At 39.1% G+C, this 24746-nt stretch carries 22 protein-coding genes and 1 riboswitch; of the genes, 5 read left to right on the top strand and 17 right to left on the bottom strand.

Annotation, left to right across the window (positions count from 1 at the left end; translation table 11 throughout):
* Positions 1-50: 50 nt before the first annotated feature.
* The 5 genes from D017_RS03265 to D017_RS03285 form a co-directional block, all read right to left on the bottom strand.
* The gene (locus D017_RS03265) at positions 51-1295 is read right to left on the bottom strand and encodes a GTP-binding protein (protein WP_035334635.1); all 1245 of its coding nucleotides are present in this window, start codon (positions 1293-1295) and stop codon (positions 51-53) included.
* A gap of 3 nt (positions 1296-1298) precedes the next feature.
* Positions 1299-2198 (bottom strand): sulfate adenylyltransferase subunit CysD, encoded by a 900-nt coding sequence (gene cysD, locus D017_RS03270; RefSeq protein WP_035334636.1) that lies wholly within the window; start codon positions 2196-2198, stop codon positions 1299-1301.
* A gap of 12 nt (positions 2199-2210) precedes the next feature.
* Positions 2211-2834 carry a phosphoadenosine phosphosulfate reductase family protein gene (locus tag D017_RS03275; RefSeq protein WP_035334637.1) on the bottom strand — a complete coding sequence of 208 codons (624 nt, stop codon included), beginning with the start codon at positions 2832-2834 and terminating at the stop codon, positions 2211-2213.
* Positions 2834-3097, bottom strand: coding sequence for a DUF2061 domain-containing protein (locus D017_RS03280; RefSeq protein WP_035334638.1), 264 nt, complete (start codon positions 3095-3097; stop codon positions 2834-2836). The genes D017_RS03275 and D017_RS03280 overlap by 1 nt, the downstream gene beginning before the upstream one ends.
* 112 nt (positions 3098-3209) lie before the next feature.
* Positions 3210-3635, bottom strand: a complete 426-nt coding sequence (locus tag D017_RS03285) for an Rrf2 family transcriptional regulator (RefSeq protein ID WP_035334639.1) — start codon at positions 3633-3635, stop codon at positions 3210-3212.
* A gap of 255 nt (positions 3636-3890) precedes the next feature.
* Here D017_RS03285 and D017_RS03290 point away from each other — a divergent pair, with 255 nt between their 5' ends.
* On the top strand, positions 3891-5030 hold the full coding sequence (locus D017_RS03290; protein ID WP_035334640.1) for a fibrinogen-like YCDxxxxGGGW domain-containing protein: 1140 nt from the start codon (positions 3891-3893) through the stop codon (positions 5028-5030).
* 26 nt (positions 5031-5056) lie between these two features.
* Positions 5057-5626, top strand: a complete 570-nt coding sequence (locus D017_RS03295; RefSeq protein WP_035334641.1) for a hypothetical protein — start codon at positions 5057-5059, stop codon at positions 5624-5626.
* 22 nt (positions 5627-5648) lie between these two features.
* On the opposite strand, the gene metF is transcribed toward D017_RS03295, so the two are convergent.
* The 6 genes from metF to D017_RS03325 all read right to left on the bottom strand — a co-directional run bounded on the left by metF (position 5649) and on the right by D017_RS03325 (position 13743).
* On the bottom strand, positions 5649-6614 hold the full coding sequence (metF, locus tag D017_RS03300) for a methylenetetrahydrofolate reductase [NAD(P)H] (protein ID WP_035334642.1): 966 nt from the start codon (positions 6612-6614) through the stop codon (positions 5649-5651).
* 3 nt (positions 6615-6617) lie between these two features.
* Positions 6618-9308, bottom strand: a complete 2691-nt coding sequence (metH, locus tag D017_RS03305) for a methionine synthase (protein ID WP_035334643.1) — start codon at positions 9306-9308, stop codon at positions 6618-6620.
* Positions 9308-10306, bottom strand: coding sequence for a homocysteine S-methyltransferase family protein (locus D017_RS03310; protein WP_035334644.1), 999 nt, complete (start codon positions 10304-10306; stop codon positions 9308-9310). The genes metH and D017_RS03310 overlap by 1 nt, the downstream gene beginning before the upstream one ends.
* A gap of 2 nt (positions 10307-10308) precedes the next feature.
* Positions 10309-11397: an aspartate kinase gene (locus D017_RS03315; protein ID WP_035334645.1), complete on the bottom strand. Its 1089-nt coding sequence runs from the start codon at positions 11395-11397 to the stop codon at positions 10309-10311.
* The gene (locus D017_RS03320) at positions 11385-12356 is read right to left on the bottom strand and encodes an alpha/beta fold hydrolase (protein WP_035334646.1); all 972 of its coding nucleotides are present in this window, start codon (positions 12354-12356) and stop codon (positions 11385-11387) included. The genes D017_RS03315 and D017_RS03320 overlap by 13 nt, the downstream gene beginning before the upstream one ends.
* Before the next feature lie 94 nt (positions 12357-12450).
* Complete coding sequence (locus D017_RS03325) at positions 12451-13743, bottom strand: O-acetylhomoserine aminocarboxypropyltransferase/cysteine synthase family protein (protein ID WP_035325679.1); 1293 nt, start codon at positions 13741-13743, stop codon at positions 12451-12453.
* A 158-nt stretch (positions 13744-13901) separates the two neighbouring features.
* Positions 13902-14023, bottom strand: a riboswitch (SAM riboswitch).
* A 410-nt stretch (positions 14024-14433) separates the two neighbouring features.
* Here D017_RS03325 and metK point away from each other — a divergent pair.
* Positions 14434-15687: a methionine adenosyltransferase gene (metK, locus tag D017_RS03330; RefSeq protein ID WP_035334647.1), complete on the top strand. Its 1254-nt coding sequence runs from the start codon at positions 14434-14436 to the stop codon at positions 15685-15687.
* A gap of 123 nt (positions 15688-15810) precedes the next feature.
* Here the strand turns inward: metK and D017_RS03335 are convergent, their stop codons facing one another.
* The 6 genes from D017_RS03335 to D017_RS03360 all read right to left on the bottom strand — a co-directional run bounded on the left by D017_RS03335 (position 15811) and on the right by D017_RS03360 (position 22283).
* Positions 15811-16353: a CIA30 family protein gene (locus D017_RS03335; protein ID WP_035334648.1), complete on the bottom strand. Its 543-nt coding sequence runs from the start codon at positions 16351-16353 to the stop codon at positions 15811-15813.
* Positions 16354-16418: 65 nt separating this feature from the next.
* Entirely contained in the window at positions 16419-17039 is a 621-nt protein-coding gene (locus D017_RS03340; RefSeq protein WP_035334649.1) for a TMEM175 family protein, read from the bottom strand.
* Positions 17040-17119: 80 nt separating this feature from the next.
* A complete protein-coding gene (locus tag D017_RS03345) occupies positions 17120-19885 on the bottom strand; it encodes a carboxypeptidase regulatory-like domain-containing protein (protein WP_035334650.1) in 2766 nt (921 codons plus the stop codon).
* A 145-nt stretch (positions 19886-20030) separates the two neighbouring features.
* A complete protein-coding gene (locus D017_RS03350; protein ID WP_035334651.1) occupies positions 20031-20906 on the bottom strand; it encodes a GLPGLI family protein in 876 nt (291 codons plus the stop codon).
* A gap of 65 nt (positions 20907-20971) precedes the next feature.
* Positions 20972-21799 carry a GLPGLI family protein gene (locus D017_RS03355; RefSeq protein ID WP_035334652.1) on the bottom strand — a complete coding sequence of 276 codons (828 nt, stop codon included), beginning with the start codon at positions 21797-21799 and terminating at the stop codon, positions 20972-20974.
* Between the two features lie 10 nt (positions 21800-21809).
* Positions 21810-22283 carry a hypothetical protein gene (locus D017_RS03360; protein ID WP_035334653.1) on the bottom strand — a complete coding sequence of 158 codons (474 nt, stop codon included), beginning with the start codon at positions 22281-22283 and terminating at the stop codon, positions 21810-21812.
* A gap of 134 nt (positions 22284-22417) precedes the next feature.
* Between D017_RS03360 and D017_RS03365 the strand changes: the two genes are divergently transcribed.
* Both D017_RS03365 and D017_RS03370 read left to right on the top strand, forming a co-directional pair.
* Positions 22418-24022 (top strand): HAMP domain-containing sensor histidine kinase, encoded by a 1605-nt coding sequence (locus D017_RS03365; protein ID WP_035334654.1) that lies wholly within the window; start codon positions 22418-22420, stop codon positions 24020-24022.
* Positions 24015-24692, top strand: a complete 678-nt coding sequence (locus D017_RS03370; RefSeq protein ID WP_035334655.1) for a response regulator transcription factor — start codon at positions 24015-24017, stop codon at positions 24690-24692. Before D017_RS03365 ends, D017_RS03370 begins: the two co-directional genes overlap by 8 nt.
* Positions 24693-24746: the final 54 nt, after the last annotated feature.

Consider the following 24746-nt stretch of genomic DNA (forward strand, 5'->3'; position numbering starts at 1 on the left):
TTCTTTAAAAAGAATGGGCTTTGTTTTTTTAATACGCTGTGCTAGTTAAATTACTTTATGAATCCAACTCCAGCTGTTGTATTTGTAATGGGATCAATAATAATGAATGAGCCTCCTTGCTTATGATCTATGTAACGATCATAAAAAAGTGATTTAGCAAGTTTAAAATGTACCGTTGCAATTTCGTTAATTGTAACTTCACTTGCTCCAGAGTCTCGTGTTGAGTAATCTGTCGGGATGATTTCTTGTATTTGAGATACCTTTGCAAGTATGCGTTGGGTCATATGCTGCAATTCATATTTTTTTCCAGCAGTAAGTACTGTATCATCCATCCAGCATACCGTAGCTTTAAGCTCTTTTGTTTGCTCAGGAATGTCACTAGACTTCACAATAATATCACCTCTAGTGACATTAATATCATCTTCTAGCGTGAGTGTTATAGAATTACCCGCTTGGGCTTCTTTAAATGAGTCTTTGTAGCTGAATATATCTTGAACTTTTGATGACTTTAAGCTAGGTAGTACTGTTATGTCATCTCCTACTGCAATGGAACTCCCATACACCTTACCTGCATATCCTCTAAAGTCATGAAAAGCATTGGTTTTTGGTCGTATTACTGTTTGCACAGGAAAACGCATAGGCGTATCGCTAGCTGCTTCTGGTGTTACGTTTTCTAAATATCCTAAAATAGATGGTCCTTCATACCAGCTCATTTTCGCGGAAGCGGAAGCCACATTATCCCCTGTAAGTGCACTTATAGGAATAAACGTTATCTCTTGATCTTTATAACCACTCTTTGCTCGAAGTGCATCAATGTCATTTTTAATACTATCAAAAACAGACTGATCATAATCTACCAAGTCCATTTTATTTACTGCAATTACCACGTGCTTAACTTGTAAAAGCGCATTGATAAAGAAATGCCTAAATGTTTGCTCGATAACGCCTTTTCTAGCATCTATAAGAATAATAGACACAGAAGCATTTGACGCTCCAGTAATCATATTACGAGTGTACTCTACATGCCCAGGGCTGTCTGCTATAATATAACTTTTAGTAGGCGTCGAAAAATAAATGTGAGCTACATCAATCGTGATTCCTTGCTCACGTTCTGCCACTAATCCATCTGTTGCTAGTGAAAAGTCTAGGTAATCATACCCTAACTTTTTACTGCTTTTTTCTATAGCCTCAAGTTTATCATCAGTAAGTGATTGCGTGTCGTATAACAATCTACCTATTAAAGTACTCTTTCCATCATCTACACTTCCAGCAGTTGCCAGTTTCAATACTTCCATAATCTAAAAATAACCTTGTTGTTTACGTTTTTCCATTGCTGCCTCGCTACGTTTATCATCTATACGCGCGCCTCGTTCGGAAATACGGCTTACTTTAATTTCGTTTACTATCTGCTGTATAGTAACTGCCTCAGAAGCTACAGCTGCAGTACATGTCATATCACCTACGGTTCTAAAACGCACTACACGATCTTCTACCTCTTCATTGTCATCTCTATACACACAATCTGAAGCGCTCCATATCATCCCATCACGCTCAAATGTTTTTCTTGTATGTGAGAAGTAAATACTTGGAATTTCGATATTTTCTTGTTGTATGTAGCTCCATACATCAAGCTCTGTCCAGTTTGAGATAGGAAAAACACGCACGTTTTGTCCTAATTCTATATTACCATTAAGCAAATCGAATAATTCTGGTCGCTGGTTTTTTTCATCCCACTGTCCAAAATCATCTCGTACGGAGAAGATACGTTCTTTTGCACGTGCCTTTTCCTCATCACGACGAGCGCCACCTATACATGCATCAAACTTAAACTCCTCAATAGCATCAAGTAATGTAGTTGTTTGTAAGCTATTTCTACTAGCATACTTTCCAGTTTCTTCTGTCACTTTCCCCTGATCAATAGCATCTTGCACATTACGCACAATTAAATTAAGCCCGAGTTCCTTTACTAGATCATCTCTAAATTTGATGGTCTCTGGGAAGTTGTGACCCGTATCTACATGTAGTAATGGAAATGGTATGGCAGCTGGATAAAATGCTTTTTGGGCAAGTCTCACCAAGGTAATACTATCTTTACCTCCTGAAAATAATAATACTGGATTTTCAAACTGAGCAACTACCTCTCTAAATATATAAATGGACTCACTCTCGAGTGCATTAGTCTTTAATATCTCTTTCATATGTCTCTCTGCTTAGAGATGTAAACCACATTCTCTATGTTCTAAAACTTTTGTTGGATCATTATAATTATGTTCATTAGGCAAGTTATGATCTACTAAGTACTTGTCTAACTCACTATCTGACCAATAATAAAAAGGGCTTACTTTAAGAACGCCATCTTTGCTTAAACTTAAAATATCTAAGTTATCTCTATGTGCCGTTTGCCCCTGCCTTAAATTAGTAAACCACACATCTGGCTTATGGACTTCCATAGCTCTACGGAAAGGTTCTAATTTTACCTGCTCTGTAAACTCTTTATGACTTTCATCTGTGACAGATGGATTACCCATAACAACATCACGATGTGCACGTGTTTGTCTTGGAACATATAAATCAACAGAAAGTGCTAGTTGATTAATAACCTCTTCTGCATGACTATAGGTTTCTGGAGTATTGTAACCTGTATCACACCATACTACATTAATCTTATCAAACTCTTGAGAAACCACGTGTAAGATGGCTGCCTCATAAGGCCTGAAATTTGTTGTTATCACAGGTTTTTCAGCATGTTCTAATGCCCATTTTACAACGTCTGATGGACTTTGTGATTTTAAAGCACTATTAAATTGTGTTATTTGCTCTTGAGTAAACTTCATTATTTTCCCCATTTTATTAAATTCCAAACACGCTCATGAAAAAAATAGAGCGCCATTTTTGATACTAGTTCTACTGCCCCTATGCTCAACGCTAAGGATAGCGTACCCGTAACAAACCATGAAATAGCTATTGTATCAAGTGTCCCTATTGCTCTCCAGCTTATGGACTTCACAATACTGCGCATAGGTTTTTCTGCCGAGGCAGGAGTTTTCTCTTTAGAAGTATTTTTTGATTGTTTTAAAACAAGCGAATCGATAATCATTTCAGAATTATTTATTCCTATCGGATTACTAGGGTTAATCGGCAAATGTAAAATTATTAACTTAGGTTAACAAGAATTATTGTTGTTTTAAAGAAAAAGCTAACAAATAGGACTAAGAACTGGCAGCCGCCACAAGGTCTGCAAGCGTGTTCTTTTCTAACACAAGAAGTGTATTGTCTCGTATTTGAATCATTAGACTATGAACGGAACATGCATCCTCATCTTTACAGTCTGCACAACGTTCATAATAATTGAGAGACACACATGGTAGCATGGCAACGGGTCCTTCAAGTACTCTCATGACCTCAACCATTTTAATATCCTTAGGCTCACGTCGCAGTTGATATCCGCCTCCTTTACCTTTTCGGCTAGATACGAAACCTGCTTTTTTAAGCGTAAGCATAATACTTTCAAGAAATTTTTGAGAGATATTCTCACTTTCAGCAATCGTGCCTATTTGCACCATTGCATCTTCCCGTTGTTCACGGGCGATGTACGTTAAGGCTTTAATACCATATTTAGTTTTTCGCGAGAGCATATCTAGAACGAAAGTACTAAAAAACTCTACTTTGAAATAGGGATAATTTATAATTAAAAAATACTGGCATACACGTATTGAATATTAATTCCAAAATAATGTTATCTAATCATGAGCTTTAAAATGTTTAACGACACCGAAAAACCATAGATTATTCACACCGAAAAATTTCTACAAAATTCCCCTAACTTATTTATTACAAGTACATAAAGAACCTTTACTTTTGATAAAAGAAAAATCCCTCAACTTCCTTAAATGTTTAAAAATTTCTTTTTTTTATTCCTTTTTGCATTAACTCTCTCCCATTCTAATGCGCAAGTTGGCATAAACACTACAAATCCAGATCCGTCATCAGTTCTTGATATATCTTCGTCAAACCGAGGATTATTATTACCTAGAATGACGGCTGCAGAAAGAGATGCAATTGCAGCACCAGCAGAAGGATTATTTATTTTTAATACAGACAGTACCTGTTTCCAATTTTACAAAGCTACTGGTTGGTCTGACTGTCTTGCCGAAGCTCCCACTAACTCCTTAGATTGTACTTCTCCAGTAGCAAATGGTACTTTTGCAACAGGAATACCTCTTGCTGGAAATGGCTCCATCACCATAGATGTTCTCGTAAATGTAGTAGGACCGTACTTAATTACAACAAACACCGTTAATGGCTATAGTTTTACTGGAGCAGGTGTATTTACAAATGCGGGATTAACAAGTGTTACGCTAACTGGTGTTGGCATACCGCTTATTACTCAAACAGATACTTTCACAATATCCCTCGCTGGAAATTCCAACTTATGTACTGTAGACGTCACTACAGATTCTATACTACGCAACTGCCTAGAATATCGAAATAGCGGATCTACAACAGATGGCATATATACTATTGACACAGATGGCGCTGGTCCTCTAGCACCATACGACTGTTACTGTGATATGACAAATGACGGCGGAGGCTGGACTCTTGTCTTTAATCATAACATTGCAGGAGGATACTGGCTAAATGATACCCAAGCTAGCGAGTTCAATGTACTACTACCAGGACTTACAACATCTAAATATTCTATTTTGAGTAGACTAGATGACATTAAGAGTGACACTTCCTATGAGTTTAGAATCTACTATCCCACGCTTAATTTAAGAAACCACTGGAAACAAGATTTTGACCCTAGAAGCGGCGGAGGAACAAGTCCAGTTGCTGGTTATGTACCTATAACTCTCGATATGACTCAAAACGGTTGGGGAGGATTAGAGAGATCCGGAGGCAGTACATACCTTGACGGCTCTGTAGGTTTTGGAAATTGGTTCTATTCAATAGGCAGTAGATACTCGTGGAACGGCGGATTACCGGCAAATGGCAATGCAGTTAATGAGGTACAACTCTACATTAGGTAATTGCTTTGGTTTCAAAAATTTAGAAAATGTCAAAAACTACTTTCACCTGCATAGCTTCCTTACTTTGGTTAAGTATAAGCTTCTCTCAAATTGGCATCAACACCACAACTCCAGACCCATCTGCTGCACTAGATATTGTATCTAAAGATAAAGGAGTTTTACTCCCCTCATTGACCACTCAACAGCGTGATGCAATACCTTCACCTATAGCTGGACTCTTTATATATAATAGTGATGATAATTGTTTTCAGTATTACAAAGGAACAGCGTGGTCTACTTGTCTTGCCGAACGTGGTGAAAATAATTTAGATTGTACGTCAATAATAGTAAGTGGAAATTACATAACCGGTATTGCTCTCAACACAAACAATACCATCACTATTGATGTGTTAGTCAAAGTCATTACTCCCTACACAATAAGCACAAACACTACTAACGGATATAGTTTTAGTGCAAGCGGAATATTTCCTCATTTAGGAGTGAATTCGATCACCTTATCAGCCACTGGAATCCCTAAAGCTAATCAGACAGATACTTTTACCATCACTTTAGCTGGCAATCCAAATACATGTAATGCAACTGTTGTCGTAAATTGATAGTAACAACCAATACTAAACCTTAAAAAACAGCCGCTGCTATCTGTCTAATATTATCACTTTTACCCATTGAGTAATAATGTAACACGGGTACGCCAGCAGCTTGCAACTCCTTGCTTTGCTGTATGCACCACTCTATCCCTATCTGGCGTATGGCAGCAGTGTCTTTGGCTTTTACAACTTCCATTACTAGTGCATCTGGCACGTCTACACTAAAGCGTTGCGGAATTAAATTGAGTTGCTTCTTTGTCGCCAGCGGCTTGAGTCCTGGTATAATAGGTTTTGTGATACCCGCGGCTCTACATTTTTCTACAAAGTCGAAGTATTTCTGATTGTCAAAAAACATTTGGGTCACCACATAACAGGCCCCAGCTTCTAGCTTTTTCTTTAAAAAATGAATATCACTTTCAAGACTGGGCGCTTCTAGGTGCTTTTCTGGATATCCCGCTACTCCTATGCAAAAGTCTGTCTTTGCACTGTTCTGCAAATCTTCATCTAAGTAGGTGCCGTTGTTCAAATCAATAATTTGCTCTACGAGATCCTGCGCATAGATATTTCCGTTTTTATTGGGCTTGTAGTAAGTCTCACTCTTTACCGCATCACCACGTAAGGCCATCACATTCTCAATACCTAGAAAATCCATATCTATCAAAAAATTCTCAGTATCTTCTTTTGAAAAACCACCACACAACACGTGCGGCACTGCATCTACTTGATAGCGGTTTTGTATCGCAGCACAAATACCCACGGTACCAGGGCGTTTACGCACTACCTTTTTCTCTAGCAACCCATCCTCACGCTCCTTATAAATATATTCCTCACGGTGATAAGTTACATCTATAAAAGGCGGCTTAAATTCCATAAGCGGATCTATATTATCAAAAATGGTATTGATATTTTGCCCTTTGAGAGGTGGCAAGATTTCAAAAGAAAAATCGGTTCTCTTCGCTGCTATTGCTTCTGCTATGTGATCTCGTACTTTTGTCATAATCTACTCTGCTATATTTGGGGTGAGCCATTTTTCCGCTTTCGCGAAAGCAATATTCTTGCGGCTCGCATAGTCCTTTACTTGATCTTCTTTTATTTTACCTAAACCAAAATACCTCGCCTCAGGATGCCCGAAATAATATCCGCTCACACTTGCCGCCGGCCACATTGCCAAACTTTCGGTAAGGGTAACACCTATGGACTCTTCCACGCCAAGCAATTTCCAGATAGTCTCTTTCTCCAAATGATCTGGACAAGCGGGATAACCTGGCGCTGGACGTATTCCTTGGTATTTTTCTTTAATTAAATCTGTATTTGCTAGTGCTTCTCTAGTGGCATATCCCCAGTGTTTTGTGCGCACTTCCTTATGTAGATATTCGGCAAAGGCTTCTGCGAGTCTATCTGCAAGTGCTTTAATCATTATAGCGCTGTAATCATCTAGCGCATCTTCAAACTCTTTTGCCTTTCTGGCTGTTCCGAATCCTGCTGTAACACAAAAAGCACCCATATAATCTTGCAATCCACTATCTAGCGGAGCAATGAAATCTGATAGCGCGATATTGGGCTTGCCCGCTGCCTTTTTTGATTGTTGCCTGAGCGTTCTAAAAACCACCGAACCCTCTACTCGCTCCTGATTTACTACAATATCATCTTGGTTATTTGCATTTGCTTTGAAAAGACCAAAAGTCGCTTTGGCAGTGAGCCATTTTTCGGTAATGATTTTTTTGAGCATTTGTTGTGCATCGTCAAATAGTTCGCTGGCTTGTTTTCCTACCACCTCATCTGTCAAAATCTCTGGGTACTTACCGTGCAAATCCCAACTCCTAAAAAATGGACTCCAATCTATATAAGGCACCAGTTCGTTGAGATCTAAATGTTCAATCACCTGTACACCTAGTTCTTTTGGAGCGACAATATCCTCGGCTTTGAAATCTATTTTTAATTTATTTGCTCTCGCCTGCTCAATCGTCACATATTCCTTAATGCGTTGTCTTGAGTTAAAATTTTCGCGAAAGCGGGCGTATTCCTCTTTGAGTTTATTTTTAAAAAGAACACTTGTATCTTTCTGTAATAAATCACCCACAATAGTTGCCGCCCTGCTGGCATCGTTTACGTGCACAACGGCACTCTCATAATGCGTGTCAATTTTCACAGCGGTGTGTGCCTTGCTTGTGGTCGCACCACCTATCAAAACTGGGATTTTGATATCTTGTCTTGCTAGCTCTTTGGCTAGATAAACCATCTCATCGAGGCTAGGTGTAATTAAACCACTTAGACCTATGATGTCTGCATTTTCGGCAAGAGCGGTGGCTATGATTTTTTCTGGTGGCACCATCACACCTAGGTCTATAATTTCATAATTATTGCACGCTAGCACAACGCTCACGATGTTTTTACCTATGTCGTGCACATCTCCTTTTACGGTTGCCATTACAATTTTACCCGCACTCTGACTCGCGGCTTGGGTACCGTTTCTCAACTTCTCTTCTTCTATGTAGGGCAATAAACAAGCAACGGCTTTTTTCATCACTCTGGCAGATTTTACTACTTGAGGTAAAAACATCTTACCACTGCCAAAAAGGTCTCCCACTACATTCATACCCGTCATTAAGTGGCCTTCTATCACTTTGATAGGAGCATCTACAGCTTGTCTGGCCTCTTCTACATCTTGTAGAATATAGGCATCTATTCCTTTTACTAGTGCTCTGGTGATACGGCTCTGCACATCCTCTGTTCGCCAGGCTTCGGTTTCTTTTTGTGTAGATTCTTTTTGACCTACGGTCTCTGCAAATGTGAGTAGGCGCTCTGTTGCATCATCTCTTCTATTGAGTATTACATCTTCTACACGCTCTAGTAAATCTGCTGGAATATCATCATACACCTCCAGCAAGGCGGGATTAACGATACCCATATTCATCCCTGAATCAATAGCGTGATACAAAAACACCGAGTGCATCGCCTCGCGCACGGCATTATTTCCTCTAAAACTAAAAGACACATTGCTTACACCACCACTCACACTACAATGAGGTAAATTATTTTTTACCCATCGCGTGCTCTCTATAAAGTCTAATGCATTGCGTTTATGCTCATCCATACCCGTCGCCACAGGAAAAATATTGAGATCAAAAATGATATCTTCTGCCGGGAAGTTTACCTCATTAACTAAAATCTCGTAGCTGCGCTTTGCAATCTCAATGCGACGCTCATAAGTATCTGCCTGACCTACTTCGTCAAATGCCATTACAATCACAGCGGCACCATAACGTTTGATTGCCTTTGCTTGTTGTATAAAAATGGCTGCTCCTTCTTTTAAAGAAATAGAGTTTACAACACATTTACCTTGTACTACTTGCAAGCCAGCCTCTATAATCTCCCATTTTGAACTATCTATCATAATGGGCACTCTCGCGATATCTGGCTCTGCAATCACAAGATTTAAAAAGGTAACCATCGCCTCCTTGCCATCTATGAGACCGTCATCCATATTAATATCGATGATCTGCGCACCGTTTTCTACTTGATCTCTAGCGACAGAAAGTGCTTCTTCAAATTGTCGTTCTTTAATGAGTCTCAAGAACTTTCTTGACCCCGCGACATTAGTACGTTCTCCTACATTTATAAAATTACTTTCTGGCGTAATCACTAAAGGCTCAAGACCAGAAAGTCGCATATATCTAGGAGTCACATTCATTATAGCTTACATTTTCTAGGGGTTACATTGGCTACTAGTTGAGCAATGGCTTTAATGTGTGCAGGTGTGGTGCCACAGCAGCCACCCACAATATTTACAAGGTTTTTATCTATGTATTTTTTAATCTGCGTTGCCATTTGCTCTGGTGTTTCATCATACTCCCCAAAGGCATTAGGCAATCCCGCATTAGGATGTGCAGAAACACCCACCTCTGTTTTACTTGCTATGGCTTCTAGATGTGGCTGCAGCTGACTAGCACCTAGCGCACAGTTAAAACCAACAGACAACAGCGGAATATGAGATACTGAAATTAAAAATGCCTCTGCCGTTTGCCCAGAAAGCGTTCTACCAGAGGCGTCTGTTATGGTGCCAGAAATCATTACTGGCGTGTCTACCCCTCGCTCCTCTTTTACCTGATCTATCGCAAAGAGCGCAGCCTTTGCATTGAGCGTGTCAAACACAGTTTCTACCAGCAGCAAATCCACACCACCGTCTAGCAAGGCTTCTACTTGCTGCTTATAAGCAACTCTAAGTTCTTCAAAACTCACCGCACGATAACCCGGGTCATTTACATCTGGCGACATACTCGCTGTCTTGTTTGTAGGGCCTATGCTCCCTGCTACAAATCGTGGTTTGTGAGGTTCTTTTGTGGTTATGGATTGAGCGACATTTTTGGCAATTTTCGCGGAAGCGTAATTCAAATCATACACATACTCCTCCATCTCATAATCTGCCATTGCGATGGTGGTACTCGAGAAGGTATTAGTCTCCACAATATCTGCTCCCGCTTCAAAATACTTGCGGTGCACCTCTGCAATTGCGGCAGGCTGCGTGAGTGACAGTAAATCATTATTACCTTTTACAGACCGATGAAAATCTTTAAAGCGCTCTCCTCTAAAATCTTCTTCACTAAAGTTATATGCCTGTAGCATCGTTCCCATCGCACCATCTAGCACGAGGATACGCTCCTTTAGTGCGTTTGTAATTGCCGTGCTCATAACTAATTAAGGCTTGTCGTGATTTTTAAAATATCAGTCAGCACGCCTCTTGCCGTCACTGCCTTTCCTGCGCCAGCTCCTTGTATCACAAGTGGGTGGTCGCCGTAGGAGTCTGTATAAATTTCAAAAACGGCATCTGCACCTTGCGTTTGCCCCAGTGCTGTGTGCTTAGACTCTTGCACTAGTTTTACTTCAAGCTGTTGTGTTTTTAAATCTAACTCACCTACGTGTCTCAACACTTCATTTGCTCCTAGTTGGGATTTACTTTTCTCAAAAATGGCATCAAGGGTTTTTACGCTTTCGCGAAACTGAGGTAAGGTAGTGGTACCATTTAAAGCTTTAGGCACTAGTGATTGTACTTTTACATCGTCAAACTCTTTTGTGAGTCCTACCTCTCTCCCTAAAATCAAGAGCTTGCGTGCCACGTCTTTACCAGATAGATCTTCTCTAGCATCTGGCTCAGTGAGTCCCAACGCATCTGCCTCAAGTAATATGTCTGAAAAACTCTTATCCTCTGCCGAAAAGGTGTTAAACAAATAACTAAGAGAGCCAGAAAATACACCTCGTACCTTATGTATTTCTTCACCACTATCGTATAAACTTTTTATGGTCTCAATGATAGGCAGTCCTGCTCCTACGTTTGTTTCGTATAAGAACTTCTTGTTGTGCTGTTTTAAGGATTTACGCAGGGTTTTATAAAAATCATACGAGCGTGTGTTTGCAATTTTATTTGCCGTTACAATATGAAATCCATTTTCGACGAGAGCTACATAGTTTTCTACAAACTGCTGACTCGCAGTTACATCTACCGCGATAAACGAGCTTTTATCATCGTGATTTGACTCTTGTTGTTGTTTTAATTTTTTCGCGTAAGCGTAAATATCATCAAGTGTGTATGGATGTGCCTGGTTCTCAAAATCTGCACTCCAGCTGCCTGTCGTCTCATTTTGAAATAATGCCAGTGTAGAGTTTGCAATACAAAAAATGTTAAGTTGCTTACTAGAAGACTTTTTATTAAAATCTGTAATCTGTGTGATGAGCGTGCTCCCCACATTACCTATACCAAAAATGGCGATGTTTATTTGTGACATAATTGTGTTGAAAAAATGGGTTTTACAAAGCTTGATAACTGCTCATATTCTATTAAAAAGGCATCGTGACCGTGTATGGATTTAATCTCATCATAGGTAGATGAGACACCCATCTCTTGTAATTGCAAGTGGGTCTCATACATCTCATCTGCTAGAAAAAGTCCATCTGTATCTATAGCTACTTGATGCACGGTACCGGTAAAGTCACACAGGGACTCTTTAAAATCTTTGCTTCCTTGTGTAATATCTGCACTAAGCAATAACTGATTCATAAGCCTATATGCCGATAGCGAAAATCGTTCTGAGAGCTTTATGCCGTGGTGATTAAGCCAGCTTTGTGTATTATATAATTGCTCATCGCGCTTACTGCGATTAAACTTCTCTTTAAAAGAAGCTGGTGTGCGATAAAAGGTCATTGCGTGCATACGCGCATCTGCTACGGGCTGGCTAGAATGGGTAAGAAAGCTGTCTTGTATGTGACATTGTGCTATCACCCAGTCTGTCGCTTTCCAGTCTGTCGCAATGGGTATTAAATGTTTTATAAGCTGCGGCTGTTGGCTTGCGAGTTCCCAGGCTATCTGCCCTCCTAAGGAACCACCTACAACGGCAAAAAGTGATGTTATGTTAAGATGCTGTAGCACCTCCCCGTGTATGCGTGCGATGTCATAATTTGTAAACTCTTTATAAGCTGTAATGCGCTGCGTGCTTGCGTGGCCATTACCTGGTATATCTATAGATAGTATGGTGTAGCAACCTGTATCTATAGCTTTTTCTTTACCTATCAAATCACTCCACCAGCCCTTATTACCGGTTATGGTAGAGTTACCCGTGAGCGCGTGATTAACCAGTACTACAGGTGCCGTACCTAGTACCTGACCCGCCAGCTGGTATGACACTTCGAGATCACAATGATAACCAGAACGTGTGGTAAAAGATGATATGGATACTATGTTAAGCATATGTATTGCAGTTTAAGATGGGGTGAAAGGCTACTTATTGTAAAAAAGCTCCAACTAGCTCTGGCAAAAAAGCTAGCTGGAGCATCACAATTAATTACACTAAAACAGTTTTATCTACGCGCGCAAAAGCCGCTACGAGATCTTCTTTAAGATCTTCTATATTCTCAAGACCTACAGAAAGACGCACGAGATCTTTAGTCACTCCAGTTGCCTCTTGCTCTTGGTCTGAGAGTTGCTGGTGTGTGGTACTCGCTGGGTGTATAATGAGTGATTTACTATCACCTATATTTGCGAGTAGTGAGAAAAGCTTAGTCTCGTTTGCAATAGTTTTTGCACTTTCAAAACCACCTTTTATACCAAAGGTGACAATCCCACTCTGTCCCTTAGGCAAGTATTGCTTTGCAAGATCATTGTACTTACTTGACTCAAGGCCTGGGTAGTTTACCCACGCCACCTCATCACGAGTTTCTAGCCACTGCGCAAGTGCAAGTGCATTTTGCGAGTGCTTTTGCAATCTAATTTCTAGTGTTTCTAGCCCTTGTAATATTTGGAATGCATTAAATGGGCTCAACGCCGCACCGTGATCTCTCAATCCTTCTATGCGCACCTTTGCAATAAACGCTGCCTCTGCTAGTGCATCGTGGTACACTAAGCCGTGGTAACCTGCAGAAGGCTCTGTAAACTCAGGAAATTTACCATTACTCCAATCAAATTTTCCTGCATCTATGATTACTCCACCTAGTGCGGTACCATTACCGTTTATGTATTTTGTAAGAGAGTGAATCACGATATCTGCCCCGTGCTCAATTGGGTTAAGAAGCGCTGGAGTTGCCACTGTGTTATCTACAATGAAAGGCACTTTGTGCGCTTTCGCGAAAGCGGAAATACCTTTTAAATCTAATACATCCAGCTTAGGATTACCTAGTGACTCCACAAAGAAGGCACGGGTATTTTCTTGTGCTGCGTTTTTAAAATTTTCTGGATCTGAAGGATCTACAAAAGTGGTTGTAATCCCAAAACGAGGAAGCGTCACACTTAGTAAATTATACGTTCCTCCATAGAGACTACTTGAGGCTACTACGTGGTCCCCTTGCTTTAACAGTGTAAGTAGCGTGGTGTTAATTGCCGCAGTACCAGATGCGGTTACTACAGCTGCCAGCCCTCCTTCTATCTCTGTGAGGCGCTTCTCTAGCACATCATTTGTAGGATTATTAAGACGTGTGTAGATAAAACCTGGCTCAGAGAGGTTAAAAAGGTTTGCTGCGTGGTCTGCATCATTAAAAACGTAGGCAGTGCTCTGGTAAATAGGCACGGCTCTTGTTCCTCCGTTTGCTGCATAATCGTGTCCTGCGTGCAACGCTTTGGTTGCTAATTTTTGTGTACTCATTTTTCTTTTTTTTGAGTTTAATAGATTCCCTCTCACCCTGTGTGAAAGGATTAAAAACAAAAGCCAAACGTCTCTTAAACCTTTTTACAGGCTCTCAAGATTTTTAAGAAAAATATTATAAGAAAAAACATAAGCACGTACCTGAGCGGTACTGCTCGATGTTATCTATCCTCAAGATTCGGTAATGAGCGACTCTTGGGTAGAATGTAGCACCTTCTTTCTAAGTGAAAGGGTTGCTAAGGCTTCATAGGGTCATTCCCTCAGCCTTTCTTGATAACATTTCAATAAGTTGTTGAACTTTGTGAGCACAAATATTGTAAAAACAATTTTAGAAAAACAAACTTTTTAGAATAATTTTCTAAATAAAGTTATGTTAAATTCATTTAGACAAAAATTAAACTGTATTTAATCTATATAAAAAACTATTTTTCTAATACCTCCATAAAAGCAGAAAATAGGTCTTAGAAAATTTTCACAAAAAAATAACATTACCCTACCAGATTGGTAGGGTAATAGATTATTTATATCATTAAAGTTTCTTTACTTTTGTCCCCATAATAACGAGGACAGATTTGACTGCTTGCAACCTCAAAAAAAAATGGCTAAAATCAAACACAAGACTTTAACATTTCTTGTGTTATGTTTCTACCCAGCACTCGTCAAATCTACTTCTTGACAAAAAATTAAAAAATGGCTTATTTATTTACCTCAGAATCTGTTTCTGAAGGACACCCTGATAAAATTGCAGATCAGATTTCTGACGCACTTATCGATAACTTTCTTGCTTTTGACACGCAGTCTAAAGTTGCTTGCGAGACCCTAGTTACAACTGGGCAGGTAGTTCTTGCAGGAGAAGTAAAGTCTAATGCATACCTAGATGTTCAAAAAATTGCCCGTGAGACTATTAATAAAATAGGATACACAAAGGGGGAGTATATGTTTGACGGTAACTCTTGTGGTGTACTGTCTGCCATACACGAGCAGTCTGACGATATAAATCGTGGTGTAGACCGCGAGAGCAAAGAAGAGCAAGGTGCAGGAGACCAAGGTATGATGTTTGGCTATGCGACTAAGGAAACTGAAAACTATATGCCACTAGCTCTCGAGCTATCACATAGACTACTCATTGAACTAGGTAAACTACGCCGTGAGGATGATGAGATTACCTACCTACGTCCAGATGCCAAAGCACAAGTTACTATTGAGTATAGTGATGATAATGTGCCGCAACGCATTGAAGCTATTGTGGTGTCTACACAACACGACGACTTTGATGAAGATGAGGCAATGCTAGGCCGCATACGTGGTGACATACAAGACATTCTTATACCGCGCGTAGTAGGAATGCTACCAGAAAATATCGCTGCGCTCTTTAATGATGATATTAAGTATCACATCAACCCAACGGGCAAGTTTGTGATAGGTGGACCTCACGGAGACACAGGTCTTACAGGTCGTAAAATTATAGTAGATACGTACGGTGGTAAAGGAGCTCACGGTGGTGGTGCTTTTTCTGGAAAAGACCCATCAAAGGTAGACCGCTCTGCAGCTTATGCAACGCGTCACATTGCAAAAAACTTAGTAGCTGCCGGAGTAGCAGATGAGATACTTGTACAAGTATCTTATGCAATAGGTGTTGTTGAGCCTATGGGAATCTTTGTAGATACCTACGGCTCATCAAATGTGTCGCTATCTGATGGTGAGATTGCTCAAAAGGTGACCGAACTTTTTGATATGAGACCAGCTGCAATAGAAAGCAGATTAAAACTGCGCTCTCCTATATACAGCGAGACTGCAGCATATGGACATATGGGACGTACAAACGAAGTGGTGACAAAAACTTTTGAAAGCTTTGACGGTAAGAAAAAGGAAGTTGAAGTAGAACTCTTTACTTGGGAAAAACTAGATTATGTAGAGGAAGTAAAAAAAGCTTTTAACCTATAATCTATCCGTATAGATAGTAAAAAAGGGAGCCTAGTGGCTCCCTTTTTTTGTTTTGTATGTTATCACTCATATGCGCTCAATGTGATGTGATTTCTCGGCAGGCTCAAAATGACAGAAATGTAGTTACTCAAATATGATTTTATCTACTTCTATCTCAAAATCTGTTGCGGCTTTTGTATTTGAGATCAGTCCGAGACGTATAATCTCTGCAAGATCTTCTTTATCGGGCTGCCCTTCCAGAGGTTGCCCCAGTCTGTAGGTGCCAAAATCTGCGAGATTATAGGTGACGGTTTTCCACTCCCCTTGAGTGATGGGTAGGTTTATTTTATAATTCGGTCTCCAGAATCTTTTATACTTATTGAGCGTGAGCCCAAAATCTTGCCCTGTGGATTTATATCGCACAGTCACGGTCGTATAACCCGACAAATCATACGACTGGTAAGGAGTTCTCAATGATGCAAAACCACCATTATTCTCCAGACTTACGCTTCCGCGAAAGATGATACTTTCCTTAGTTTGCTCAATACTACCCGTAGATAATCCTCCCATCACACCATCAAGCACGACAAACCAGTCATCACAAGTATTGCAAGTAGTTCCAAAATCAAAAGAGAGCGGTGTCGTGTTCATAGTAGTTGTGATCAGTAAGGCTAAGAGATATTTCATAGCTTTTTTCTTTAAAGTTACGCTTTCGCGAAAGCGTAAACCTTATACTTACCACATTTTTAACACTACTCGGCAAGTGTCATTTTCTTCTTAAAACGACGATCAATAAGAAATTGAACAACAAAAAGAAGTAAAAATATAAAACGTGAGAGGCTAGGCATAGAGCTTGCTATAAGACCAGCAATTACCCAAATAATCATCACATTAAGACCCCTAGCTCTGTACCAACGATATCGTAACCTAGTAAAACCCGAGAGTTGCTTTTCTGAGTGATACACATATCGCAACATCACTATATTAAAAAACCCTATCACACTAAGATTAATACAATAAAATATGAAAGGACCAGCTTGGTCAAAACCATTTATATACATCGCAGTTGAGAATGGTAATACGACGATAGCGAGTAGAAAAAAGATGTTTATCCAAAGTAATTTACCTGAAATCACATTTACGTAACGCATTAATTTTATGTGACCCATCCAGTAGAGCGCACTAACCATAAAACTCACAAAAAGCCCAATAAAATCTGGTATTCTAGCAGATAGAACACTTTTGAAAGGTTTTGTATTAATCTCACTTATAGTAGGGACACCCACCTCGAGAATGAGAAGTGTCATTACAATAGAAAATACAGCGTCTGAAAAGTTGATTACCCGTGTTTTATCATAAGTTTCTTGTATCATTTTTCTAAAGTAATTAAAAAAAGTAAAAGCGACCTCATAAAGAATGAAGTCGCTTTTAAAAAGTGTTTCTTGTAGATATACTACAAACTATACTGTACTGTGAACATTACAATACGAGGCTGCACAAAATACTCTGTATTTGAGATGGTAAAATCATTTACACTATTTGTACTTATCACATCTACATCTAGCAAGTTTGTGGCCTGTATTCTAAACTCCCACTTACTTTCTGGTTTTTTATAGTACAGATTTGCTTCTAAGAAAGAATATCTATTTTCTATCTCAGTACTATCGTCATTATCGTCATAGTTATACAAGCTCCAGTCTGCAGCAATTGTAAATCCTTTACCAAAACTCCACTCTGCATTTGCAAATGGTCTATTTGTAAAGAAGGTTCTATCTGTCACCCCATTATCTGAGTTTGTGCTCGTAAAGTTATAACCTATTTCAAAATTGGGACCTTCTTTAAAATTAGTCTCTGCACTCGTTGTATAGTTTTGGGTTAAGTTTTTTGTATTACGGTCTTCTGTATTTACAATGTTATTAAGATCACTGTAGCTACCTCTTGCGCTTGCATTAAATTTCCACTTTTTAAAACGTTTTGAGAAGCGCGCATTTGCACTTAACGTCTGGTCTGCAAAATTTGTATTATTTACAGGCCTTGATATTCTGTTTATACCTATAAAGTCACCGGCTGTCTTAATAGGATCTACACGACGGCTATAATTAACACCCCCAAAAAGACTCGTAAAGTTGAACATACTGAAGCTAAAATAATTTAAACTCACGTCGTGATAGATGGCATTTTCTATATCTCGATTACCTCTAAAGAGGCTGTTGTAGTTATTAAACAACAAGCCTTCGGCAAAGTTATTTACGTCTGTATACTGGGCAGTCATCTGGTAATTAAAACGCAAGCTTTTACCTTGAGAAAACTCCACTACAGTATATAAATCTGGTAGTACCATCCACTCACTATCTTCTGTTGTGCTCCCTAGTTGTGTACTTTTAGTAGTATAATTATGTACTGTAAGCCCTGGTGTGATTGTAAATATGCCAGTCTTTATTTTATAATGAAGACCTAAAAACACATCGCTAAAATTAAAACGCACATCATTACCTATAGGTGTACCATCTTCTGTCTCGTTGAGATCTTGACTGCTACCATTTTCTAAAATTTCAAATAAATTAGAATTAAAGTCTTGACGACTCAAAGTGGTTCCTAGTGTAAAGTTGAGATTACTTTTATTATTAAGAACATAGTAGTAATCTATCTTTGCGTCAAGCTTGTTTGAGATGACGCTTTTATTTTGATTAATATCAAAAAGCCCGTCTGCTCCTGCTGTAAAATCTATGGCCTCAAAAGGATTATCAGGATCATCTGGGTTAGGAGACGTAAAAGGCTCTTGAGATAATAACGCACTATAAAATGGATTTTCATCCTGATATAAATGCTGGAAGGTACCAGAGAATATGTTATTCTCATCTAGCGTATAATAAACGTTTGCATTTTGATTTATAGAAAATGGTTCATTTTCCTTATTCTGGTCTACAATATCTGTTGTGGTCTCTCCATCTTGCGTAATAATACTTGCGCCATCAGAAAATTCTGTTTGTTTTGACTTTTTAAGCAGTACATCATAATCTACCTGCAGGCTCGCATTAGGCTTAAATTTTGAGCTTAGTTTTGCCATACCCAGCTGGTTGCGCTGGTCTGTCACTTCATTAAAACCTTGAGTAAACCCTTGATTGATAAATGTGTTGAGAGAGTTATTTACAAAGTTGGTTTTATTATCGCTTAGTAGCGCAAAGCCGCTAAGGTCCCACTTAGGTGAGGCTGCATAGGTGAAATTTGCTGCTACAAAATTAGACTCAATCTCATTTGCTCTATTATTTTGAGTAGTCAAAAAGCCTAAACCGCTATCGCTTACATTAAATCCAGTACCACCTCGTCTATTAAAACCTCTAAAACCGCCTGTAAAGTTGAAATAATCACGAAAAGTAAAAGGAACATCTCCCGTATTATTAAAGTTAGATATAACATTAATACTCCCCTTAGGGCTGTAATAAAACAGTTTTGCCTTACCCAGATAGCGCGTCTTCTCACCATCTCCTAGACCGGCAGTCACATCACCAAACCAAAAATTAGTCTTTCCTTCTTTAAGTCTTAAGTTTATCGCGACATTATCTTGGTCATTACCCAAACCTCGCATCTGGTCTACTTCATTATAATTTTTAAGTACTTCTACTTTTTTGAGTGCATCTGCAGGTATATTTTTTGTTGCTAGCTTAGAGTCTCCGTCAAAAAACTCCTTCCCTTCTATCATCACTTTGCTTACGACCTGTCCTTCTACCTCAATCTCACCATCATCATTTACCTCAACACCCGGTAATTTTTTAAGTACATCGCCTAGCTTGCGTTCTGTACCATTTGTAAAACTGTCTGTATTATAAACAATGGTATCGCCTTTTATAGTAACCGGCATCTCATAGACAAGCTCTACATTATCAAGCTGATTTGGATCCTCTTTAAGTACAAAATCTTTAACTACCTCATCTGCATCTTGGGCAGGTGTAAACTCTTCTAGTATAGACTGTAATCCCAAGTAACTTACTTTAAGATCGTAAGTAACACCCGTAGCAAGATCCAGCTTATATCTACCAGATTGATCTGTAATACCGTAAGACTCTAGGGTACCTTCAGCTTTGTTTGTAGCAATAATATTTGCTAACTCAAGCGGGTTCCCTATGCTGTCTTTAACCACACCTTTGAGTGTCATACTTTGGGCAAAAATAATGCTGGGCAATGCAAGCAGCACTGCCAAAAGAAGTTGGGTATTTTTCATCTTTGGATTGGTTGTTTTTTTACACCGCAACGTCCCGCAATTAAGGGTCGTCGTGTATAAAATAATTATGAATGTTAGTCCTACGCTTTCGTACTTCGGCAGGCTTTGTATAGACTACAGCAAACTGAAAGCGATGATAGCTTTTCTAAAATCTGCCACCGCCTTGACCACGTCTTCCTCCTCTGCCAAAACGCTCTGCCATTTCTTTTCCTTTTTCTTCAAGGATTTTTGTGTACTCCTCGCGGCTTACTTCCTTACCTTTTACAGGAGCCTCAATAGTTACAGGCTCTTTTGGGTTTAACACCACCTTTGTGCATAAAATAGTGGTATTACTTGTGCTTAACTCTAGTATTAAACCTGGTAACCCGCCAAACTCGTCTGGGCCGTGACTTGCAGGAATCATAGGTGTGTACCAAGCTACGATTTCTTCAGTCTTAGGCTCCTCTTCGGCAACGGTTCCTCCAGCCTTTTTAATAGAGTCATTTTTTTCTTGCAACTCTCTTGCTCTTCTCCCCATTCTAGACCACAGGTTGGTCTCAAGGCTGCGCGTTGCAACTGCCTTAAAAACGGGATACTGCCCTATCATCTTACTTTCTTTTACAAGCTCCCAGTTAAGGTTATTTAAGGTGTCTTTTACAAGAAAAGTTTTACCCATCATATCATTCTCACGTGCATAGTCATTACTTGCACGGTTAGAATAAATACCTCCTTGTGTAAAACCACCGCCAAAACCACGGCCTCCTCCACCTTGCCCTGGAGTTTCCAACTTTGCCTCTTCCTTATAAAAAGACTCATCTTTTGTAAAGCTTAGTGTATATTCTTTTTCTAAGAAGCGCTTCATACGCTCCATCATTTGCTTTTTCTGAGCTTCGCTCATTTGCTGACCACGACGTCCAAAATTAGACATATCTACCGTGCGTTTGCTCTGGTAAGTAGCCATCCCAGTAATCTCCTGCGCAGTAACCACTGCCGAAAAAAGGAATGTGCAAATCATTAAAAAAGAAAAGGTAGCTTTACTCATATCATCTGTGTTTAAAACTTTAGACTATAAAGCTAGCTAATAGTTTAATACGGGTTAAAAATTATTTATCCCTGTATCTCAATACTGATGTGATTACCTCCCTTTTTACCTTTAGTTTGGTAACGCTCCATCATCTCTTTTGCTTTTGCGGTAGAAATTTCTTCATACTCATCTGCACTTACTTTTTTACCTTTTGTAGGTGGTATTATGTTAAGTTTTTCGCTTGGATTGAGCACTACCTTTGTACACATCATAGCCATCTTACCGTCATTTACCTCGAGTATAAGTCCTGGCAATCCCCAGAAACGATCTGGCCCTTGCTGCACAGGTATGTCTAGCGTGTACCAGGCTGTTGTGACTTTTGTTTCTTTTGTTGGGGCAGTTTCTTCTCCATTAACCATATTAATAGTCTCCTTCTCTTCTGTAAGTGTCGCTTTAAAACAGGTGTATTGCCCTATATTTTTAATCTCTTTCTCAAGTTTCCACTCAGGCTTTTTTAAGCTGTCTTCTATAAGGAAGTCTTTTCCCATTAAATTGGTCTTATTTGTAAAGCTTTGCTCTTCTATATTATTAAACAGCTCATCATTACTAGTAGATACTTGAATTTGTATCCCGTTACTTGAAGGCGCTTGTGGCTTGTCTAATGTTGTGTTTTCTTTCCACAAAGACTTTTTACCATTAAAGGTGAGTGTGTATTCTTTTTGAAACTGCTTGCGTAGCTGCTCTTGTAAGGTCTTCTGTATATCACTAGTAATACCAGAGGTGCTGTCCATCTTCATTTCTATATGACGCTGCGTTTGGTAAGTTGCCACTCCAGATACTTGTTGTGAGTACGCTTTCGCGAAAGCGCAAACCATCACAAGCGCTAGTAAAGTTTTGGTTATAGATTTCATAGTTTTTATGTTATTTGTTATTCTTTTTATTTTGTTGCTCTAGCTTTTCAAGCCTTGATTTTAGTTCTAAAAAGGATGGGCTTTTTTCAAATATGCGTGCCGCTTCTGAAAGTTTTCTCTCAATGTCACTTAAGTCCTTCTTAGTGAGCCCGGCGAGTGAGGCCTGATCATCCTCATCTAGATTTATGGTAAATTTTATTTTTTTTGTAACCTTAGCATTGAGACTGTCCAGAGTAACATCTTCTTTTTCGAGAGTGTAACTTATTTTCTGACTTACCTCTTCCATCTTAGTCTGTAATTTTACTATATCTGACTTTGAAAAGAACTCATTGCTCTCTACATCTTCAAGCTTTTCAGAAAGAACTGTGAGCGCCTCTTTTAGTTCTTCTTTAAATTCTTGAGACACTTCGAGCTTCAACTCTTTTTGTTGAGCAAAAGAAACACTCACTAGTAAGGATAGAATGATTGTGATAATTGTTTTCATAATAGATTGATTTTAAAATGTTTGTTGTATTGAACAGTACAAATATGGAGAACATCTATGGCTATTTGAGTTAACAAGCGTTAACGAGTGTTAAGCGATTTGGTAACAGCTAGTTAACCCAGTACATTTGAACTATGCAAGAAAGACATTATAAAACCATATTGTATTTTATAAGCGCCGTCATAATATGCACACTCGCAGTGCAGATTTATTGGAATTATAAAAATTATCAAGTGGGAAAAGCACAGCTCAAACGTGATATGCAAACCAGTATTGATAATGCTGTAAGCGCTTATTATGAAGGCATCACGGCTTCTAACACTATAGGATTTCTGGGAGATGACCAAAATCTAGATTTATTTTTTAAATCAGATAAAATGCAGAATCTAGGTAAGCGTGTAGACAGTGGTCTTACTATAAATAGTATTAAAATAGAAGAGACTAATAATGATGATAACATTATAGTGGAAGGTGCAAGCCCAACAGAACTAGACAGCATTTTTGCAAGCCGTGTTGTTAAGGTAGACACCACATATGCTCAAGAGTTTAAACGCAACATACCTACATCGAGTGCTCATACTACTTTTAAAGTTTTTGGCGAAAGTGAAAAAGCAGTAGAAGTACTCTCAAAAAGAATAAAAAACAACCTACTTACCTCACAACAGGTAACAGACTCTTCACAAACAGCATTACCAGATAGACTTGAAGCACTTACAGAACTTACAACTAGTATTGTTTTGTCATTTAAAGATGATAAGATAAACGTGCCTACCCTAGATAGCCTCATTAACCTAGAGCTTACGCGAAAAAACCTCAACAACACACAATATACTATTGCTTACAACGCAGCAGAAAGTGATACCACACAAACACTCAATAATCACGATCTAGCTATCGTCTCTACCTCAAATTTGCTCCCTAAGAAGAGTAGCCTAGCCGTAGGTTTTAAAAATGTAGCCAGTATCGTTTTACAACGTAATTTACTAGGGATGCTCCTCTCCCTACTACTTGTAGGTGCTGTAATAGCCAGCCTACTCTACCTCCTTAAAATCATACAGGAGCAAAAGCAGCTTGCCGAGATTAAAAATGACTTTATAAGCAACATCACCCACGAGTTTAAAACACCCATAGCCACCATAGGTGTAGCTATAGAGAGTATACAACACTTTAATGAGGCAGACAGTAAAGAGATAACAAAAAAGTATCTTGAGATGTCATCACAGCAAGTATCAAAACTCAACACAATGGTTGAGAAGCTACTTGAGACCGCCACTCTAGACAGCGAAGCTTTAGAACTTAATAAACAAGAGACTAACCTCGCTGAGCTACTTGAGCACATCACACAATCACATCAAGAAACCACAAATGGTAAGGCACTAACCTTTACCACCCAAGACAGAAATATAAGCGCATCTATAGATGTTTTTCACCTAGAAAACGCGCTAGATAATATTATAGATAACGCCATAAAATATGGCGGAGATACCATAAAAATAACTCTTAACAGCACAAAAGAAAATATACAAATCACCATCGCAGACGATGGTAACAAGCTTACAAAACAACAAGCTCAACACATTTTTGATAAGTTCTACAGAGTGCCAAAGGGAAATAAGCACGACGTAAAAGGTTTTGGTATAGGTCTCTACTATACAAAGACCATTATAGAAAAACACAGTGGTAATATTACGGTACAAACCCAACCCACCACTTTTAAAATCACACTGCCTTATGTCTAAAATAAATCTACTACTCGCCGAAGATGAGCCTGCGCTAGGCCAGATTGTAAAAGAGAGTCTTGAGACTAGGGACTTCACCGTCACACTATGTCCAGATGGTGAGATTGCTTTTGAAAAATTTAAACAAGACACTCCAGACATACTCGTACTCGATGTAATGATGCCTAAGATGGATGGTTTTACTCTAGCCAAAGAAGTAAGAGCTATAAATGATGAAATCCCCATTATATTTCTCACAGCAAAGTCTCAACCAGCAGATGTTGTAGAGGGGTTTAGCATAGGTGGTAATGACTACCTAAAGAAACCCTTTAGTATGGAAGAACTCATCGTGCGTATTAAAAACTTATTGAATCGCTCTGCACAACAAAAAAAGTCAGAGGTACTTAAGGTGGGTAACTACAGCTTCGACTTTCCGAGGCAAGAATTACATTACAATAATGACGTCACCCGTCTCACACATAGAGAAGCTCATCTTCTTTTTAATCTGGTAAAAAATAAGAATCAAGTGCTGGACCGCAGCCTGATTTTAAAAAAGCTATGGGGCAATGATGATTTTTTCAACGCACGTAGTATGGATGTCTTTATCACAAAACTTCGCAAGAAACTCAAAGACGACCCTCAGGTTGAGATTGTAAACGTGCGTGGCTATGGTTATAAATTGCTGTGCTAGATTTATATTTAACGCAAAGTATTAGTTGCTGTGTTACGCTTTCGCGAAAGCGTA

Origin of the sequence: Dokdonia sp. PRO95 (assembly GCF_000355805.1) — a bacterium.
GTDB lineage: Bacteria > Bacteroidota > Bacteroidia > Flavobacteriales > Flavobacteriaceae > Dokdonia.